The 17744-nt window shown below is 50.9% G+C and carries 16 protein-coding genes and 1 tRNA gene; 4 read left to right on the forward strand and 13 right to left on the reverse strand.

The features are described 5' to 3' along the window. Nucleotides 1-170 precede the first annotated feature (170 nt). Nucleotides 171-4541 (forward strand): PA14 domain-containing protein, encoded by a 4371-nt coding sequence (locus BXP70_RS22265; RefSeq protein ID WP_086596327.1) that lies wholly within the window; start codon nucleotides 171-173, stop codon nucleotides 4539-4541. An 80-nt stretch (nucleotides 4542-4621) separates the two neighbouring features. Here the strand turns inward: BXP70_RS22265 and BXP70_RS22270 are convergent, their stop codons facing one another. The 4 genes from BXP70_RS22270 to BXP70_RS22280 all read right to left on the reverse strand — a co-directional run bounded on the left by BXP70_RS22270 (nucleotide 4622) and on the right by BXP70_RS22280 (nucleotide 6903). Further along, a complete protein-coding gene (locus BXP70_RS22270) occupies nucleotides 4622-5116 on the reverse strand; it encodes an XrtX-associated membrane protein (RefSeq protein ID WP_143436627.1) in 495 nt (164 codons plus the stop codon). Between the two features lie 19 nt (nucleotides 5117-5135). Further along, complete coding sequence (gene xrtX, locus BXP70_RS22275; protein WP_086596329.1) at nucleotides 5136-5690, reverse strand: exosortase X; 555 nt, start codon at nucleotides 5688-5690, stop codon at nucleotides 5136-5138. A gap of 70 nt (nucleotides 5691-5760) precedes the next feature. Further along, the gene (locus tag BXP70_RS29570; protein ID WP_143436628.1) at nucleotides 5761-5997 is read right to left on the reverse strand and encodes a PID-CTERM protein-sorting domain-containing protein; all 237 of its coding nucleotides are present in this window, start codon (nucleotides 5995-5997) and stop codon (nucleotides 5761-5763) included. Nucleotides 5998-6435: 438 nt separating this feature from the next. Next, a complete protein-coding gene (locus BXP70_RS22280) occupies nucleotides 6436-6903 on the reverse strand; it encodes a hypothetical protein (RefSeq protein ID WP_086596330.1) in 468 nt (155 codons plus the stop codon). Between the two features lie 180 nt (nucleotides 6904-7083). On the opposite strand from BXP70_RS22280, the gene BXP70_RS22285 reads away from it, so the two are divergent. Continuing rightward, entirely contained in the window at nucleotides 7084-7365 is a 282-nt protein-coding gene (locus BXP70_RS22285; protein WP_086596331.1) for a GNAT family N-acetyltransferase, read from the forward strand. A gap of 66 nt (nucleotides 7366-7431) precedes the next feature. Here BXP70_RS22285 and BXP70_RS22290 read toward each other — a convergent pair whose 3' ends face one another. The 6 genes from BXP70_RS22290 to BXP70_RS22315 form a co-directional block, all read right to left on the reverse strand. Further along, nucleotides 7432-7812, reverse strand: a complete 381-nt coding sequence (locus BXP70_RS22290) for a hypothetical protein (RefSeq protein WP_086596332.1) — start codon at nucleotides 7810-7812, stop codon at nucleotides 7432-7434. 106 nt (nucleotides 7813-7918) lie between these two features. Then, nucleotides 7919-8650: a fasciclin domain-containing protein gene (locus BXP70_RS22295; protein WP_086596333.1), complete on the reverse strand. Its 732-nt coding sequence runs from the start codon at nucleotides 8648-8650 to the stop codon at nucleotides 7919-7921. Between the two features lie 214 nt (nucleotides 8651-8864). Further along, on the reverse strand, nucleotides 8865-9074 hold the full coding sequence (locus tag BXP70_RS22300; RefSeq protein ID WP_143436629.1) for a hypothetical protein: 210 nt from the start codon (nucleotides 9072-9074) through the stop codon (nucleotides 8865-8867). A 234-nt stretch (nucleotides 9075-9308) separates the two neighbouring features. Continuing rightward, complete coding sequence (locus BXP70_RS22305; RefSeq protein WP_179197783.1) at nucleotides 9309-10217, reverse strand: T9SS type A sorting domain-containing protein; 909 nt, start codon at nucleotides 10215-10217, stop codon at nucleotides 9309-9311. 678 nt (nucleotides 10218-10895) lie between these two features. Then, nucleotides 10896-11885 carry a T9SS type A sorting domain-containing protein gene (locus tag BXP70_RS22310; protein WP_179197784.1) on the reverse strand — a complete coding sequence of 330 codons (990 nt, stop codon included), beginning with the start codon at nucleotides 11883-11885 and terminating at the stop codon, nucleotides 10896-10898. 865 nt (nucleotides 11886-12750) lie between these two features. Then, on the reverse strand, nucleotides 12751-13239 hold the full coding sequence (locus tag BXP70_RS22315; protein WP_086596337.1) for a TlpA disulfide reductase family protein: 489 nt from the start codon (nucleotides 13237-13239) through the stop codon (nucleotides 12751-12753). Between the two features lie 349 nt (nucleotides 13240-13588). On the opposite strand from BXP70_RS22315, the gene BXP70_RS22320 reads away from it, so the two are divergent. Next, the gene (locus BXP70_RS22320; protein WP_086596338.1) at nucleotides 13589-15262 is read left to right on the forward strand and encodes a catalase; all 1674 of its coding nucleotides are present in this window, start codon (nucleotides 13589-13591) and stop codon (nucleotides 15260-15262) included. A 206-nt stretch (nucleotides 15263-15468) separates the two neighbouring features. Here the strand turns inward: BXP70_RS22320 and BXP70_RS22325 are convergent, their stop codons facing one another. The 3 genes from BXP70_RS22325 to BXP70_RS22335 all read right to left on the reverse strand — a co-directional run bounded on the left by BXP70_RS22325 (nucleotide 15469) and on the right by BXP70_RS22335 (nucleotide 17033). Then, nucleotides 15469-15843, reverse strand: coding sequence for a hypothetical protein (locus BXP70_RS22325; protein WP_086596339.1), 375 nt, complete (start codon nucleotides 15841-15843; stop codon nucleotides 15469-15471). Continuing rightward, a complete protein-coding gene (locus BXP70_RS22330; protein WP_086596340.1) occupies nucleotides 15827-16318 on the reverse strand; it encodes a Panacea domain-containing protein in 492 nt (163 codons plus the stop codon). Before BXP70_RS22330 ends, BXP70_RS22325 begins: the two co-directional genes overlap by 17 nt. 643 nt (nucleotides 16319-16961) lie before the next feature. Continuing rightward, nucleotides 16962-17033 (reverse strand) — tRNA-Arg (locus BXP70_RS22335). Between the two features lie 164 nt (nucleotides 17034-17197). Between BXP70_RS22335 and BXP70_RS22340 the strand changes: the two genes are divergently transcribed. Beyond that, complete coding sequence (locus BXP70_RS22340) at nucleotides 17198-17677, forward strand: organic hydroperoxide resistance protein (RefSeq protein ID WP_086596341.1); 480 nt, start codon at nucleotides 17198-17200, stop codon at nucleotides 17675-17677. Nucleotides 17678-17744: the final 67 nt, after the last annotated feature.

Raw genomic sequence — 17744 nt, forward strand, 5'->3', positions numbered from 1 at the left:
AAAAATCGGTGTTCTTATCTATTGAATGAATAAGTTCAATAAGAGGTAACGTACTGTTGAGTTTAGTGCCTGTGAAAAGTAGAAATTGCTCTTAGGTTTTTTATCTAAGGCAGGAGGAATATGCAACAACGGCATAAAATTGATTCCTCGTTTAATGCAAACAGCGATATATGTTTCAAATTAGTACCCCCGTACTCCACCGCAGACTGCAGAATCTGAAGCGAACGAAGAGCTACACGGCTGTAGTAAACTGCCTTTATCCCTGCGCAGACTTCTGTTATGAGAAAAGCTACCATACTAGTAGCTCGTTCAGCCAGCAACTAGTCACACAATCCAGTGCACGAGTAGGTGGTTTGCGCAGACTACCTGCTCTCGCTCTTTCGCTATTACTGCTGTGTTTCGCTCTACCTATTTTGGTAAAAGGGCAGTCGGCGCACCAACTTCCCTTTTCATTCTCTCTACCTAATGCTGCTACAACGAGCGCTGGGGTCTTTACCAGTGAGGGAATACTGGTAAAAACGCTTTGGAGCGGCGTGAAATACGAGGCGGGTACACACAAAGGTGTGTGGGATGGCATAAACGATCAGGGCCACTTAAGTAGCGACGGACGCTACCAAGTGAAAGTGGTTTCCAACAACGTGCAGTATGAGTGGGAGGGGGTACTGGGCAACACCTCGCAGAACTTCTCCGGCCCCACGGTGCACCACGCGAATGAGCCTATCACTAGCATGGCCGTGACGGGAAACACCGCTTACTACGCGGTAGGGTACACCGAAGGCGCGGTTACTCGCTTAAAGTTTGATACTGCCAATCCGCAAGTAAAAACTAATGCTTCAGCCGGCGATGGTCAGTCGGTTCGTTTTGTGGCTACCGACGGCAACCGGGTGTACTGGGGCGGGCAAAGTGACGAAATCAACAGCTTTATCAGTGCCAGCAAGGTGGCAGATGATACCGATTACCTGTTTGAAAAGGGCGTAGGAGTGCAGACCCTGAAGGGATATTATAAAAGCGGCATCAACGTAGTAAACTCGTTGCTCACTGGCATGGCTGTGCAGAAAGACGGTAACTATCTGTTTGCCGCTCATAAGAGCTTAAACCAAATCCGGACGCTCAATAAAGGTACGGGCGAATTGGTACAGACGTTGGCTGTTACCAATGTGCGGGAGCTAGCTCTTAGTGGCGATAACAGTCTGTGGGTGACCTACGACAACACGACCATTGAGAAGTTCGCCATCAACCCAGATGGTACCCTGACGGCCACGGGCATTCGCCTCGACGGCTTGCTGGAACCCCTGGCCATTAGTTGTTCCCCCGATGGTAACACCGTGGCTGTAATTGACGCGGGGGCTAACCAACAAGTAAAGGGGTTTGATACTGCCACCGGCGCCCTGCGCTGGACCCTAGGTCAGGCCGGGGGCTACGCCACCGACCCCAACGTAGCCGATGATAAGTTTTACTTTGCTAACACCAAGGTTTTTAAGCAGGAAGACATTGGCTACGGGGCAGGCGTGCCATATTTATGCTACCAGCCAGATGGCAGCTTTTGGGTGGGTGATTGTGGCAACCTTCGCTCCCAACACTTTGCAGCCAATCTTACTTTCCTGAACACTCTTCAGTACATTGGTTACTTCTACTCGGCCGTCGCAGACATCAACGACCCGACACGGGTGTTTGCCAACTACCTGGAGTTCAAGGTCGATTATTCGAAGCCTCTCGCGCCTGATAATGGCTCTTGGAAATTCGTGCGAAACTGGAGCAAGGGCATAAAGCCGGAATTCGATGATCAGTTCCGGCGGTTCAAGTCGGTCACTACCTTGTCGAACGGCAGAACGTATGCCCTGGCCCTGCACCTCACCGACCGCTTCCGCTACCACATCGTAGAGCTTCCCCCGAGTGGGCAGCTGCGCTTTACGGGAATTGAAACGCCCACAAACAACTACGAGCTTTTTTCAGATGGTTCTTTGTGGTCGATCGGAACCAATGAGCTGGGAAAACCTGGAACCTGGAAAAAGCGCGCACTCCTAGGTTTTGACAGCAATAACAATCCGCAGTGGGGCGAGGACGAACTCGTTGCAACGACCCCGCCTACCACGGAGCAAGACCCACTGACTATCGACGGCTATATCCAGCGCAATCAGGTAACCACCACCAATGTTATAGGCACATTCAACCTAGATATTCCGTCGGGCACTAATACCCGTGGGGCGGGCTGGCACCTGGGCGGCGTGAAGGCGGGCACCAGCCAGTGGCAGTGGAAGACGTCGCCGAGCACCGCCAAAACCTACAGCGGGCCCTATCCGGCCACTGGAGCCTACGATATTGGCAACTACGTAATTTACGGTGGTACTTTCTCGCAGGCTGTAGACCGGAGCTTCTTCTGGGGCTACCGGGGCGAGTTCTGGCAGGGCGGCCAAACCAACAAGTACAACCATTATCTAGATAATGGCCTCTTTGTAGGACAGTTCGGCGAGGTGCGCTACGCCGGAGGGCCCCGCGACGAAGCAGGCGCAGGAATGGCTGGCAACGCCACGTCCGGTACGTTCGTGAAAGTAGGCGACGATATCTACCTGTACCATTGTGATGAAAATGCGCATGGAGGAATACACCGCTGGAAGATAAGCGGCCTGAACACCATTCAGGAGCAGGTGGCGGCTACGGTAACACTGACCAGCGAGCATGGGCTAGCGCAGCAACGCTTCGCCAGTGACGACCTCAACAACGCCAACCTAACCAACTCGCAGCAGGTGGAAACCTTGCAGCTAGCCGACCAAAGCAGCTCAGTGCGCTGGACGGGCTTTGTACAACCGGCTTATTCCGAAGACTACGCTTTTCACGTGGCGGCCAACCAGAAAGTAAGAGTATGGATAAACGATAAGCTAGCAATTGACCAATGGACAAATGCCGCGCCCGCCGAGTTTGCGAGTGCGCCCGTTTCCTTAGTCGCCGGCGAACGGGCTGCTCTGCGCGTAGAAATCAATAAAGGCAGCGCGGCGCTTTCTTGGTCAAGCCTAAGTCAAGAAAAACAGTTAATTCCGGCCACCAGCCTCTACACTGCGTCGTTGCCGGATGATAGCAACGGCCTGAACCTGCTGGCTGATTTACCGGCAAGCGCACCGCTCGAAAACAACTTGTACGGCTGGACGCGCAACCCGGCGCAGAACTATGGCGGGGAAGAAGACTACTTTAACCGCTGGTACGTGCGTACCAACGTGCACACGCTCAGTAAGGTAGCTCCCGATATTGAGGTATACCTCCGCCCAAAACAAGCCAGCACTACCCCAACCCTGACGACTGTTGACCGCTCCCTCGGTGTTCCTACCACAGATATCGACCAGTGGGCGATCAGTGGCACCATCAAGTATCCTAGCGATGATAGTGACTATCCCGGCGATATGGCCTACTTCCAGGTGCTAGACGAGAACGACAAGGTAATAGCACGTTTCCGACGGAAGGTGGTAAATATGTACAATGATTATCGTCTCTACGGCAACAAGGCACTGTTGCTACAAGCCGATAGAGATGCTATCAACGCGCTAGGCACTGTGGCGCAATCTCTTCGCATCCAGGCTGATCCAGCAGGCATTACCTTCAGCTACGCAGGTTTGCCAGCTGTTACTACCGCGGTGCTAGACTCAAGCAGCAACTGGCGTCGCCCTAAAACCTTACAGATCCTCTTCTACAGTCAGGGCGATAAAGAGCACATTGTGGACATTGCCGAAATGCGTTTCACCAAAGGAAGTGGCAGTAGCAATCCAACAAGCGAGCTAGCCTTTGTCGCCGACGACGTGGCAAATACGCTGAGTGTTCAGAGCACGGTAAGCAACTCTGAAATTCTGATCAGTGAGAACGACGGTGCCTATGTGCCCTACACGGGTGAAATTCAGGTGGGCAACGTGGACCGGCCGTTGGGCTACTGGAAGTGTAAGCGGAAAACCCTCGTTGCCGCTACTACCAGCGCACCGGCGGCTAGCCCTGAGTTTACAATTGACTTGGGTGCGCCCATGCCCTTAACCTTGCTTTCATTCAAGGCCAAGCGTGCAGGTAGCCGGGTCGTTATCACCTGGAGCACGACCAACGAAGTAGAGGTCAACCACTTCGTGGTCGAAAGAAGCGAGGACGGGTCCTTATTCAGCAGTATAGGCACTGTTAGCGCAAACAACAACGTGGGTAACAACTCGTACCGTTTAGTTGATGGAAGGCCATTCCACGAAACCAGCTATTACCGCCTGAAGATGGTTGATGACGACGGTTCATTTGCCTACAGCGCCGTAGAGTCTGTCGACGGTAAGCTTCTCGCTGTCGATCCCATCACTGTTTATCCAAACCCAGCGCAGAGTGCCTTGCAGGTAACTTATCCTGCTACGGAAGAAGCTAGCTACCTGGAAATTATTACAGCAAGCGGTAAGATAGTAAAGCGCATCAGCATCGACCCCCATAGTACAACTGCTTCGGTTGACATTGCTTCTTTACCATCCGGAATATACATACTTCACTACAGCACAGCGTTTTCAACAAGCACAGCCAAGTTCTCTAAGCAGTAAGTGCCACCAACAACCTAGCTTAGCAAGCAAGTAACCTAGCAAGGCCTCACAAAATTTGTGAGGCCTTGCTGTTTTTGGAGCTAATGCACCGTTGTAGCAGAAGGTAAGTACCACCGTAGCAGCGGTACAAAGACAATGACAGGTAAGGGCGATACAATAAAGTGAATCAGTTGACTACTGAGGGTTACTAGCAAAAGAGCACCTGTTAGCTTGCTTCCCACCAATAGGAAAAACGAGGTCAAACAAGCCAAACCATAGAGAAGAAGCGCCAGCCGCCGTTGGGTGGTATAGGGAAGGAGTGAAAAGCACAGCCCTATGCATAGGCCAATATAAAGCAAGCTATAAGCAACAACCGCCGGCACGCTGTGCGGATGATACATCACCTGACCGATGACGCTATCGGCGTGAAACAACATGGCTAGGTAGTGGTTAGTCCCCGCAACAACTGCTGCCTTCTGCCAAACAGAATCAAAAACTGCGTAAGCTGCTTCGTTGTAAAGTGTTGCACACAATAACAGCAACGTTAGCATCAAGCTGGCTCCCATGCGAAGTAGCTGAATCCAAGCGAGAGACATCGGCTTATAAGTAAACACTTTACTTGTAGCTAGGAACCGAAGGACTAGGCATTTTGAGTGAGGGCCGGTTGGCCAGGCGAGTAGCCCACCACATCCACAAAAGGAAAATGCACCCGTACACCACGAACGTGAAGGTATAATGGTGGTTGAAGTCTACGGTTTGGTGAGAGTATAGGTGGTTGATGCACAGAATGGCAATGCGCAGCACGTTGATGCCGTAGATGACAGCAATACCTGCTGGAATGAACCACAGCTTATGCCTAGATGCTCCTGGGAAAGCTAGGATGAAGCCGCCGAACAAGGCGTAAAGTACCATGCCATTGCAGGCCGGCCAAACGGACACCGAAGGATAGCCATCTAAGAGAATTAAATTAGGCTGATTGCTAGCAGTACTGGCTTGAAAGCCAAACAGTCGTAGCAGCGTAGCGCTGGCGCCAGCAATGTTCTGAGATAAAGTGGCATCCAATTTCCCCTCTGGAGCTAGGTAGTGCTCGTAGCCGAAGAACCAAAGAAGATAGATTCCAACTGCTAGCAAAGTAAAGCGTAGCAGCGGATGAATAGTTGAGGATGGCATAAACAGTAAGCGTAGTAGCGCTATAAATAGCCCTGCGAAGTCGGCAGGGCTATTTGGATCAGCTTAGAACCTAGGCTTTCTTTCTATTTCTGCGTATGCGATGCACTGCGTAAGCAGCGCCGCTGGCAAGTAGCATTGAGGCGCCGCCGTCAATAGGTGCGCCTGTGGCAGGCTGCCCATGGTTGTGAGCGCCATGGTCGGGTCCGAGGCCATCATGGAAAATGCTCAAAGCCTGAGCTGGAGGAGAAGCATGGGCCACAATAAAAAGCACTGCGCCTAAGCGGAACAAAGTGGAAAGTTTTTTCATGAAAAAGGAAGTAAAAAAGAGATAAGGAGTGCCGCCAAGCAGGTAAGTATATTTTATTAAGTATTTATTTGATCCTGCTGCATATATATGCAAGTAAAACACTTTTTAGTTATATTTATAGTGTTGTCCAAGAAATATTTTCTGTTTGCTACTGTTGCTTCTTTGCACACAGGCATAAGCTTAGTAGCAGATACCGGCAACCCTTGCATAGCACAGAATGGCAGGAGCTCAGATAGGTAAAAATTGTCGTTAGGGTAGCTTCTAGGCTCTAGTTCAGGCTGAAATACTGCTAAGTACCAAACGACGACTGCTGGCAGGAATGGGCAACGCCTATTACGTATAAGACTCATTAAAAACAAAACGCCTTCCCAATCATGAGAAGGCGTTTACTCGGTTAGCTATAAGCCACAAAGTCCAACAATCGCTCGAACCCGTGGGTTACAAGTTATCGTTATTCTGATCGGGGCCGTCGGTGGTGTGGTTGGCGGGTTCGTTGGTGGGCCAGTTGCTAGTGCCGCCGCCGTAGCGTGGATCGTCGCGCCGATACGATTCGCGTTGGGACTCGTAGCTATCATCCACATGGTCGAGCACGTCGGCGTTGTTCTGGTTCTGCGCTACGTTGCCGCGTTGGCTAGGCTCCGGCGTAGAGGGCGCTGCCGTACCACCAGGGTTATTGCCGGCGCTATCTTGTACTTCTGTGGTGGCAGGTGCCACCCCGAAAGTGCCATATTGGGGCGTTTGGCTAGCTGTATTAGGCACTGCATCTTCACCAGCAATGTGCGGGTTTTGCCCTTCGCCGGCGTCGTTATCTTGTTTACCTAGGTCTCTGCCAATTTTTAGATTATCAGCGGCGTTGCTGAAATCAAAGTTATCGTCAGACCGGGAAGAGTTTTCAGGGGTTTTCATAGAGCTTCGGAGTAGAGGTAAGATTCAAAAAAGCGCTAACGCTTTCTTTCTACGCAAAGCCTTTCATTCTGGCTATGCTGAGGGGCGCCAAAAAACTCCGGCCTTTTTCCAAGCAAGCCCGTATTCTGCTGCAAACGCATAGCGTAATCTGCGACATACTTTCCCTTGCATCTTTCCCGAATGAAGCCTACCATCCGCCACAGCAAAGACGATCAAACCTTCTACGCTACACTCGACGGCTACGAGTCGGAGCTAGCCTACAGTCAGCCCACCCATGGCCAAATTGACTTTGTACACACATATGTTGATGAAAACCTGCGCGGCCAAGGCGTAGGAGAAGCCCTGGCACAGGCCGGCTTAGCCTATGCTCGCGAGCACCAACTGCGCGTGCATACGAGCTGCGAGTTTATGGCTGCTTACGTAAAGCGCCACCACGCCGAGTATGAGGACATACTAGCGTAGTGGCGCTTCCGGTAGTTTGCCAATAAGGACTGTTGGCTCACAACAGGGGAAACCTAGGTTCTAAGCCTAGGACCCTTCCCCGCGGTTATTGTCGTCGAGGTTGCTAGACTGCGCAATAATGGGGCGCAGTACACTGTCTTTCACGCCAGATGTGCCGTCGGGGGCGGGCTCATCCAGGAGCTGGCCGTGCGTTTCGCGGTCTAGCATGGAGGGCGCTTCTACTTCCTGAGGCGCGTCGGGTTGCTCGTCTTGGGGCTTGGGCGGATTGCGTGGCTGTGGCTCCTGCATTTCGGGCAACGTGAACAAGTTATCGCCTGGCCGGTGCTCGTCCTGCGTGCCTTCGAAGTACGAATTAGGATCGGCGTTCGTGGCCGGTTGGTTCTGGGTTTCCCGACGAGGCGGGTTTTCGTCAGGATTCTGGGCGGTGTTTGGCGCGGAGTCTTGCATGGTAGAAAGGAGTAAATGAGAACAGGTGCCCAAAGCGGACACCTGCTCTTACGAAATTTTGCCCGGCAGTTGCTGCCTAAGGCGTAAAAATAAGCGAAACGCAGGGCTACTTCGCTGGCATCAGCACTGCATCCACTACATGCGTCACGCCGTTACTGGAGAGCACATCCGGAATAGTAACGTTGGCTACGCTACCTTTACCGTCGCGCACCATCACAGTGTCTTTGGTTTTTACTACTGTCAGCTGTTCGCCTTCTACTGTGGTCAGCGTCTGACCATCCTGCAAATCGGCAGCGGTAATGCGACCTGGCACAACGTGGTAGGCTAAGATCGACGCGACTTTATTCTTATGACCAGGCAGCACCAAAGAGTTTACCGTACCAGCGGGGAGCTTGTCGAAGGCGGCATTGGTGGGCGCAAACACGGTGAAAGGGCCAGCCGCTTCCAGCGTTTTAGCTAAGCCCGCTGCTTCCACAACGGCCACTAGCGTGGTGTGCTCCGTCGAGTTAACGGCGTTGGCAACAATGTTTTTGTCGGGCGTCATGAGCGCGCCGCCCACTACCACACCCGCTGGTGCTTCGGCGGGCGCGCCGATAAAGCTGGTGGGGGCTGGCTGCTGCGTTTTGCCTTTTACCTTGGTGCCATCATCGGTTTTGCCTTTTACTTTGATCTTGCCGTCTTTCGAGACTTTTGTTTTAGTCATCACGCCGTCTTCTTTAACCTTGGTCTTCTCGTCATCCGATTTTTCCTTGGTCTTGTTTTGGGCAAGCGTCGCAGGAGCGGTACCTAGGTTCAGGGCTAGGGCTAGGGTAAGCGCAGAGAAAAAGTATTTGGTCATGATCGTCAGGTGGGAGGGAACGTAGGGCGCTTGGCAAACTCAACGGTGCCGCGCTGCTGTGTATACGAACGCAAAGCGGGTAAGGATCAGTATTCCGTAACAGAATTACTGCTTTTGTATAAGCACACGAAGGCTTATGGCTTTCTCTTACAGCTTCAATATAAAAAAAGCCTTTGCGGTTAGCAAAGGCTTTTAAAATAGCTTAAGCAGCAAACTATGGGGTTACCGACTGTACTTGGTCGCCCTTTATCTTGGCTTTCTTGTCTTTCTTATCAATTTTCGCTTTGCCGTCTTCGGTTTTCACCTTGGCGTGCTTCTTATTCGATTTTACTTTGGTGGTGTCACCTTGGGCTAGCACAGCAGGTGCAGCAGCGGCCGTCAGCGCTAGGGCTAGCAGGGCCGCAGAAAACATTCGCTTCATCATGAGAGTAGCAGTGAAAGTTGGAGAGAGACGTTGCTCAACCTAGCTCATAGCTCGAGCATTGTCGGTTTCCAGTACGTACATCTATTCGTTAAGGTTGACTATATGTGGTCTTGCGGCTTTTTCGCCAATTAGTTACCCTCTGGCTACCAACGACAAACGGCACCCTAGCTAGGGTGCCGTTTGCTGAAAGTAATAGTGAAGTTCCTCAGGAGTGGTGCGGTTGTGGGTAGGAGCCTAGAGTCGCACAAAGCGCTGTACGCTGCGCTGGCCTTTGTTGCTCAACTCTAGTAAGTACATGCCAGCCGGTACGGCACTCAGGTTTACGGTGCTGCCGCTTGCTGCTTCGCCCATCGTCACTTGCTGACCTTTGGCGTTATAGATACGATACTGCAACACACCGTCGGGGCCCGTAAACGTGATGGATTCGGCACTTGGGTTGGGATAGAAGGAAGCTAGCGCGGCTCCTTTCCACTCCACGGCTGCCACGGGCGAGTAGCTTTCCGTGCCATCTAGGTCTACTTGACGTAGGCGATAGTAAGCTAGGCCTGCTACTGGCGCGCGGTCGGTGAAGAGGTAGTTGGAAATGCTGGATGTGGTGCCTTCGCCTTGCACCTTGCCAATAGCGGCAAACGTTTCACCGTTGGTGCTGCGCTGCACCTCAAAATAGTCACTGTTTTTTTCAGAAGCCGTAATCCAGTGCAGCGCTACGTTCTTTTCCTGGGCTTCGCCAGTAAAGCGGACCAGCTCAACAGGAAGCGGGCTAGAGCTGGAGATTCTTACTTCATCAATCAGAAGCCTAGTTTTCGCATTAGCATTCAAAGTTATACGCACTTTAGCTTGTGATAGCAAGCCGGAGTTGAGATTTACTCGTATTTCGGTGTAGTGCGTGGCGAGTTGGCTGGTCGCGGTATAAACTTGAGGGTTATTATAACCACCACTTGCAGGAATCAGAGCGTTATTGTTATTGAAGCTCCAATATGTTCCGCTATTATCAGCACTACCACGCACCGTCAATACATCCTGGTAAGCGCTAGGTGCATTCTCACTTTTAGCACTATCTGGATTGATGCTCACGACTAGTGAACCTGTGTTGTCAAGTCCGCCGTTCTTACCTGTTGCAAAAGCAGCAAAGCGAAAGACCATAGTGCTCGTAATAGCTGAACTGGAAAGCTGCACATTGTCAAATGTTATCTGAGTTGTCCTCAAGCTATTGCTAGCAGAAGGATTCTCAATACCAAATGAATTGCCTGTTGCGCCAACGTATTGCGGGCTTTCAGCAGGAGAGTCATTATTGTCTGACGACAAGTTGTACAGCCTAGCTGAACCAGGATTGTTGCCTGTGTTAGTTGCAGTATAGTGTAGATTTCCTCCTCGGTTAGCAGCCTCAAAATTCTGTGATGTGGTATAGGGAGTGGCAGTCTGGGCCCAGCCTAACACGGGGCTTAATGCCAGCAAGGAGGCCCCGACTAGGACTCGGGCAGAAGCTAGCTTTCTGCCAATATGAGAGTGTAAGGAAAAACGCATGGGTAGAGGTCGGTTTGGATATAGCAGAGAAAAAAATGGACAATTCTATTTTGGTATAAACTTACTATCTTTTTGTAATATGTCAAGGTGTAAGACAAAAAAAGGTAGATATTTTTATATATGGCTTACTTGATTGTAAGGCTATCAAAAAAACCTTGTTTAATAAGCTTAGGGTAACTATTTGATAGTCAAAATGCTAACAAAAAAGCGCGACCAGATCCATGATCTGGTCGCGCTTACAAATTTTAGCGGATAGCTAGCTTTGCACTTAGGCAAGCTGCTGTGTTACGTTGCCAATTACTGCTTGATGAGGCGTTGCACGGTTTGGGTGTTTGCGCCGCGTACTTCCAACAGATACGTGCCTGCGGGTAAAGCGTGCAAATCAAGCTGAGGGTTGCTGCCGCTCAAGTTCAAGCGGCGTACAAGCTTGCCATTTACTGTGCTGATGCGCACCTCGTACGTTTCTTTAACTCCCTTAGGCAGGTCTAGGGTGATGTAATCGGTGGCGGGGTTAGGGTACACACCTAGCTTGTTGGTTGCGTTCGTGCTAGCATGCTGGATGGTGATAACCGGTGAATAAGCCGTTGTGCCATCAAAGTCAGTTTGACGCAGGCGGTAGTAGCTGGTGCCTGGCAACGGTGCTAGGTCGGTAGCACTGTACGAGAAGCCACTCGAACTGGTGCCGTGGCCTGCTACTTCCGTGAAGGCTTCAAACGACTCGCCATTGGCGCTACGCTCCACTACAAATTTCTCGTTGTCTTTTTCCGAGGCCGTGGTCCACGTTAGGAATACGCTGCCTTTGCTAAGCTTTGCCTCAAAGCTGGTCAGTTCTACTGGCAGGGGGCTGTTGGCGCAACCGGCAGTTGCTTGGCTGGTTGAGCAAGTAACGTTAGCTGTGTTAGTTGTGCCATTGTCCCTATCAAATCCTCTGCAAAAGTTTAGTCGGCCGGTAGGCGCAAATGAACCACCACCATTTTGTACACTATTCCGTGTCACCCGTAAAATACCCACGCCGCCTTGCGTAGCCCCGTCAAAAACCCCGTTATTCACAAAGCTGCCAATGATATCGAAAAGGCCATAGTTTGAGACTAGACCATTGCCGTTGTTCTGGAAGGTGCCTCCTGCCACACTTTGCCGAAAAGTACCGCAAGTGATAATCGTTGCATTATTATTAATATCACTAACCGTGAACGTGCCTAAGTTATTTAACTGCCCGCCAGAGTTAAAGTTAACAGACGCAGCAATGGTAAATGTAGCACCAACAGCGTTCGTAATGGTGCCGCTCAAAGGTATGTTCCGGTTATTACCTGGATTTATATCTATAGTACCGCTGTTGTTGACGATGCCGCCACCATTTAAACTTAAATCTTCAAGCGTAACTCTTGCTCCTTGGGCGTTAATGAATCTGGTGCCGCTATTAACTGAGAAGCTTCTAGCGTCGACGGTGCCATTATTAATAAAGGTGTTGCCTGTACTGTTGATGTTAAAACTAGAAGTAATAGTACCACTGTTGCAAAGAGTGCTGCCAGAGCCATTCCAATTGATGTTTCTGGTGAATACCACCCCAGCCGCAATACAAACCGTCTCGTTAGAGCCTATGGTAATATCGTTTGCATTCGAGTTGATAGTTCTATTACACGTTCCGCACTGAGCCCAACCGATTACTGGGAGGTTGAGCAGAATGGAAAGCAGGGTGACTGCCAATAAACGAGAGGGCAAATAAGGCTGAAGAAAACGGAGCGCCGCAGAATACTGCATAACTTTAATAGGAATGAGTAGGACTTATTTAGTTAATGCCCAAAAGTAACTCATTCCATGGAGTGTAATGCAATATTAATAAAATTTAATACTAAAAATTACAGGAATTATTATATAATTATTGAATTAATATAATTATGATTGAATAAAATATAATTTGTTATATATTAATAGAATTGAGGTGATCACACATGATGAGCTAGCTGGTAGTAGCAGTCAGCCCTAATAAGGCTCAGCAAGTGCAGGGCGGAAACCTAGGCGAAAGTCGTTGGATGACAAGCTACCAGAAACAAAAGAGCCGGACGCTTGGTCCGGCTCAAGAATGCTTGACCTAGATGAAATGACAAAACGAGGGCGAGTTGACGTAAAGCGCCCATGCTCGCCATTTACCAACTTACTTCAAGAAGCTCTGTACTTGGGCCGTCAGCTCGGCTTGCGTGAATTCTTTCTCAAAGCCGGTCCGCTTTTTCTTCTGGTTGTTCACTATAAGCGTGTAGGGGATGGCCCCCGTCCATTTCGAGTCGATCTGGCTGAGCCAGGAGTTCGGGTCGGGCTCGTTGAGCAATACCACCTCCGACTTCAGGCCGCGTTTAGCCACGAAGGGCTTAACCTTTTTGTCAAGCTGTGAGGCGTTATCCATACTCACAAGTAGCACCTTCACCTTTTGCTTCGCGTAGGTAGTATTTAGCTGCTCAAAGTTGGGTAACTCCTTCACGCACGGAGCGCACCAGGTTGCCCAGAAGTTCACAACGTATGTAGTGTCGCTAGGCCGCGCGAGGCGCTTCTGCAAATCAGGCAGCTTGATAACAGCTACTTGCTGAGCATAGGTGGTACTAGCGGCCGCCAAACAGCAGCCCAGGGCGAGGACTTTTAGATAATGCATGCTTATAAAACGGTACCCTAGGTTCTTTGTTATCGACCGAGGTTGCTGCGAATACGTGTAAAATAGTGGCGTTAGTTTAAATGGAGGTTGTCGTTGCTCGCAGTCCTTCCAATGAAGCTGGGCATCGGAAGTACGTATCTTACAAACTGGCAGCGGCTTTTAAGCCGTTTTTGGCGTGGAAAAGCGACCTAGGTACAAACAAAAAGCAAGCTTCCGTGCTTACTCCCTTACCTTCCGTTTGCTACAAGGTGTTTGCATAATCTGCCGAAAGCAGCGTTAATTTGAGAAACGCTTGTGCTAGCTACTGGGTATAAGCAGCAAAACATCAACAATCAAAGTCCCCATCCTTATGAGCCAAGATCAGAATCAGAATGGCGCCCAACCCGTTTCGGGCGACGGCACTGGTACGGCCGTAACCGGCGCCGGTACCTCCCAAGATCAGCGTACGGCTGCCGGCGAAGGTGCGCAAACTCTGACCACCCGCCAAGGCCACCCCGTATCGAACAACCAGAACCTGCGTACTGTGGGCAACCGCGGACCAGCTACGCTCGAAAATTACCAGTTCATTGAGAAAATCAGCCACTTCGATCGTGAGCGGGTGCCGGAGCGGGTGGTACACGCCCGGGGTGCTGGGGCGCACGGCGTATTCGAGGCGTACGGCAAGGTAGGCGACGAGCCTATTGAGAAGTACACACGCGCGAAGCTGTTCAACACCAAAGGCAAAGAAACGCCAGTGTTCGTGCGCTTCTCCACGGTAGGCCATGGTGGTCACTCGCCTGAGACTCTGCGCGACCCACGCGGCTTCGCGGTGAAATTCTACACCGAAGATGGCAACTGGGACCTAGTAGGTAACAACCTGAAGGTGTTCTTTATCCGCGACGCCATCAAGTTCCCCGACCTAATTCACTCGCAGAAGCCCGATCCGGTGTTTAACCGCCAGACCGGCCAGCGTATCTTCGACTTCATCGCCAACACGCCGGAAGCCATGCACATGGTGAGCTTCCTATTTTCGCCTTGGGGCATTCCGGCTAACTACCGCCAGATGCAAGGCTCAGGCGTGAATACCTACAAGTGGGTGAACGCGCAAGGCGAAGCCGTGCTGGTAAAATACCACTGGGAGCCGCAACAAGGCGTTAAAAACCTAACTGCTGCTGAAGCCGAAGCCATTCAGGCCAAAAACTTCAACCACGCTACCCAAGACCTGTTCGACAACATCAAGAAGGGCAATTTCCCCAAGTGGGAGTTGCGCGTGCAGATCATGTCGGACGACGAACATCCTGAGCTCGACTTCGATCCGCTTGACGACACCAAGATTTGGCCCGAAGACAAGTTCCCTCACCTGCCCGTGGGTATGATGACGCTGAACAAGAACCCCGAGAACTACTTCGCCGAAGTAGAGCAATCTGCTTTCGGAACAGGCGTACTTGTAGACGGTCTCGATTTCTCCGACGACAAAATGCTGCAAGGCCGTACGTTCTCGTACTCCGATACCCAGCGTTACCGCGTAGGCGCTAATTACTTGCAGCTGCCCATCAACGCGCCTAAAAAGCACGTAGCTACAAACCAGCGCGATGGCCAGATGACGTATCACGTAGACGCGGCGCCGGGCCAAAACCCGCACGTAAACTACGAGCCGAGCAGCCTGAATGGGTTGAAAGAATCGCCGGCTCCTGGTCCTGACCACCAGCCTGCCTACACGGGCCGTCTGGTACGCCAGACCATCGACCGTACCAATAACTTCGGCCAAGCTGGCGAGCGGTATCGTCTGCACGAAGATTGGGAACGCGACGACCTCATCAACAATATGGTGGGTGCGCTAGCCGATGCCGAAAAGGTAATTCAGGACAAGATGATCGAGCTTTGCACCAATTGCGACCCAGATTGGGGCAAGCGTTTGGCCGACGGCATCAAAGCTGCAAACGCCAATACTGAAGCTGAAGGTGGCAATCAATACAACGAGCGCCAAGCCGACGCCGCTGTAGAGCAAGCTGAAGAAGTTGCTCACGACGCGAAGCCTTATTAAGGCTAGGTATTAGAAGCAATTCTAGCTACTAAATAACCCCGTATCTACCTCGATAGAGTGTAGGTATGGGGTTATTTATTTTCAAGCTCCACTGAAGTAAAAGGTAACCTAGCTCTTGTATAGCGTAGACTTTGGGCGCTGAGCCGTGACACAAGCCAAGTACAGAATAATAACATAGGCTACGATCATACATGCCAACTGAGAGTTCAAGCTTCGATATTGCGGCTCAGATACTTGGTTAATAATCCACCTAGCACACCAGAGCCCGCTAATTGGGCTAGGTGGTCGATGAAATCAGTTTGCTCCTTGGTGAGCCAAAGTTGGTCGGCGGGTAAAATGAGGTGGCAAACTCGGATAACGATGCCTACAGCCAAGCAGATACCTGCCACTACAACGAGACTAAGCACCGTGTAATGAATTACATTTTTGGCGCGTTGGTCACGTCTGTGGGCCCCTTTGCGCTTGTCTTGCTCAAACCAATCCTGTTCGGCAGTAGCTAGGTTTGTTTTGCGGGCCGGGCGCTTCTCTCCTCGAATAGCGCTCAGGTCGGGTAGGCGCGGGGTATCAGGCGGCGTTGGCACTCGCTAGCTCCTGGTAATAAGTTTGAATGGCGTCGTTGGGAATAACTACAGAGCGGTTATCGCGCCCACCCTTTTGGTGCCAGGTCTCAAACCATGGCGTATTTTCCTGGTGCGTGAGCGCCGAAAGCTCAACCGCCGAATAATCTTTGTACACGTCCCAGATCTTATCCAGAAAACTAGTAAGGCTCGGGGTATTAAGTGCATAGTAGACCACATGCCCATTTGGCTCCAGTGTGCCAGCTGGCTCTGTGATGGGGCTGCCGCCATAAGTCTTGAAGCTGTCGTACACGGAAGGTACTACGGGGCCATATTTCCACGCTTGCACCCCCTCGGCAATGAGTGGCTCACCCGTCAGGCCTAGGTACCACCCGTGCGCCGCATACACCAGCTTCACCAGCTTCATCGGTGTCACCGGAACGCCGGTGTCCAACGACTTCCGCACGAAGTAATTCGCAACGGCTACTGCGTTTTCCATATTCAGATTATTCTAAAGCTAACGTGCTGCAACTCTTAGGCAAGACGAAAGTACGGTAAAGTATAGCGTATGTACGAAGAAATACAAATGCTGAATAAACCAAGAGCACTGGCTCTACATTATTGAAGTGCTTAGTTGGATGTAGAACTAGATATGCCAAACCAAGAAAGCTAGTCTTAGGACAAAGTCAAGTACCAGCATAGCTTGGCTAGGTATGTAGAATTCGTGCTGAACAGCGCACGAACTGACTTCTACAGCACACCTGTAATTTCAATCTATACTAAAGTTTCGATATGCTGCCAGATGGCGCTATGGTGGGTATTATTGTGTTAGCAAAGAGTAATTGTACCGCAAATGCCGTATTCTGCATTTCTTTACCACCGTATTCTTCTCTGTGAAATGCGAGTTCGCACGCTGCACCGGTATAGTGTGATATTAGGAATATTGGTGGAAGCATAGGGTAGCAAAGATCGCTACCCAAGAGTTAGAGCTACAACGCAGTAGTGGATCCGAGGCGGTTGATATTGACCACGCAACAGGGTAGGAGAGGGGGTTCTCGAAGCGATGTTTTGCCAGTGTTTTACCCGCTAAAGCTAAAAACGCCTTCTACGTAGTGTAGAAGGCGTTTTTGATGGTGTGCTAGTGGTCGCGCTAGGAATCGAACCTAGATCGAGAGCTTCGGAAACTCTAATACTATCCGTTGTACGACGCGACCTAGAGTGGCGCAAAAGTAGAGAGAAAAATGTGTGCTGCCAAACCCTATGCGCATTTGCTTAAACTTCTGCTGCGTATTCGTCCTGAAAGAACAGGTAACCTAAATGGGCAAAAGCCAGTTAAGCTTATCAGAAAATTACTTCTGCATATATCACCACCTACACCATGAAAAAGAATCTGTATACGGCCGATGCAACGGCCATTGGCGGCCGCAGCGGCCACGTACGCTCTGCAACGGGTATTATTGACCTCGATATGTCGGTGCCAGAAGGGCTAGGCGGCAAAAAAGGCGCGACTAACCCTGAAGAACTATTTGCTGCTGGCTACTCATCGTGTTTCCAACAAGCGCTGCTCGTAATTGCACAGCGTGCTGGCGACAAGCTTGACCCCGAAACAACCGTACAGTGCTCTGTGACCCTTTTCCAAGAAGGAGAAGGCTATGGTCTAGCCGCCATACTAGACGTCGACCTAAAATCCTTCGACCGTGATAAGACCATTGACATGGTGCGTCAGGCCCACAAAATCTGTCCTTACTCGGTAGGTACGCGCGGCAACATGGAAGTAGAGCTTCGTGTGCAAGGTGAGGGTATTCCGGTTGAGGCCGAAGAAAACGCCGGCGTAGCCGAAAAAGGCGGCGTACAATAATAAGTTGCTTCTGAGACCTAGCTTTGCTTGGCCTTAAGCATAAAAAAGCCCGTCTGACACGTCAGAC

This window comes from Hymenobacter crusticola (assembly GCF_002154225.1).
Taxonomy (GTDB): Bacteria; Bacteroidota; Bacteroidia; order Cytophagales; family Hymenobacteraceae; genus Hymenobacter; species Hymenobacter crusticola.

Bases quoted from the DNA above. Each gene is read 5' to 3' on its own strand.
- BXP70_RS22265 (WP_086596327.1), top strand. From the start codon at position 171: ATGTTTCAAATTAGTACCCCCGTACTCCACCGCAGACTGCAGAATCTG.
- BXP70_RS22270 (WP_143436627.1), bottom strand. From the start codon at position 5,116: ATGTCTCTCGCTTGGATTCAGCTACTTCGCATGGGAGCCAGCTTGATG.
- xrtX (WP_086596329.1), bottom strand. From the start codon at position 5,690: ATGCCATCCTCAACTATTCATCCGCTGCTACGCTTTACTTTGCTAGCA.
- BXP70_RS29570 (WP_143436628.1), bottom strand. From the start codon at position 5,997: ATGAAAAAACTTTCCACTTTGTTCCGCTTAGGCGCAGTGCTTTTTATT.
- BXP70_RS22280 (WP_086596330.1), bottom strand. From the start codon at position 6,903: ATGAAAACCCCTGAAAACTCTTCCCGGTCTGACGATAACTTTGATTTC.
- BXP70_RS22285 (WP_086596331.1), top strand. From the start codon at position 7,084: ATGAAGCCTACCATCCGCCACAGCAAAGACGATCAAACCTTCTACGCT.
- BXP70_RS22290 (WP_086596332.1), bottom strand. From the start codon at position 7,812: ATGCAAGACTCCGCGCCAAACACCGCCCAGAATCCTGACGAAAACCCG.
- BXP70_RS22295 (WP_086596333.1), bottom strand. From the start codon at position 8,650: ATGACCAAATACTTTTTCTCTGCGCTTACCCTAGCCCTAGCCCTGAAC.
- BXP70_RS22300 (WP_143436629.1), bottom strand. From the start codon at position 9,074: ATGATGAAGCGAATGTTTTCTGCGGCCCTGCTAGCCCTAGCGCTGACG.
- BXP70_RS22305 (WP_179197783.1), bottom strand. From the start codon at position 10,217: ATGGTCTTTCGCTTTGCTGCTTTTGCAACAGGTAAGAACGGCGGACTT.
- BXP70_RS22315 (WP_086596337.1), bottom strand. From the start codon at position 13,239: ATGCATTATCTAAAAGTCCTCGCCCTGGGCTGCTGTTTGGCGGCCGCT.
- BXP70_RS22320 (WP_086596338.1), top strand. From the start codon at position 13,589: ATGAGCCAAGATCAGAATCAGAATGGCGCCCAACCCGTTTCGGGCGAC.
- BXP70_RS22330 (WP_086596340.1), bottom strand. From the start codon at position 16,318: ATGGAAAACGCAGTAGCCGTTGCGAATTACTTCGTGCGGAAGTCGTTG.
- BXP70_RS22340 (WP_086596341.1), top strand. From the start codon at position 17,198: ATGAAAAAGAATCTGTATACGGCCGATGCAACGGCCATTGGCGGCCGC.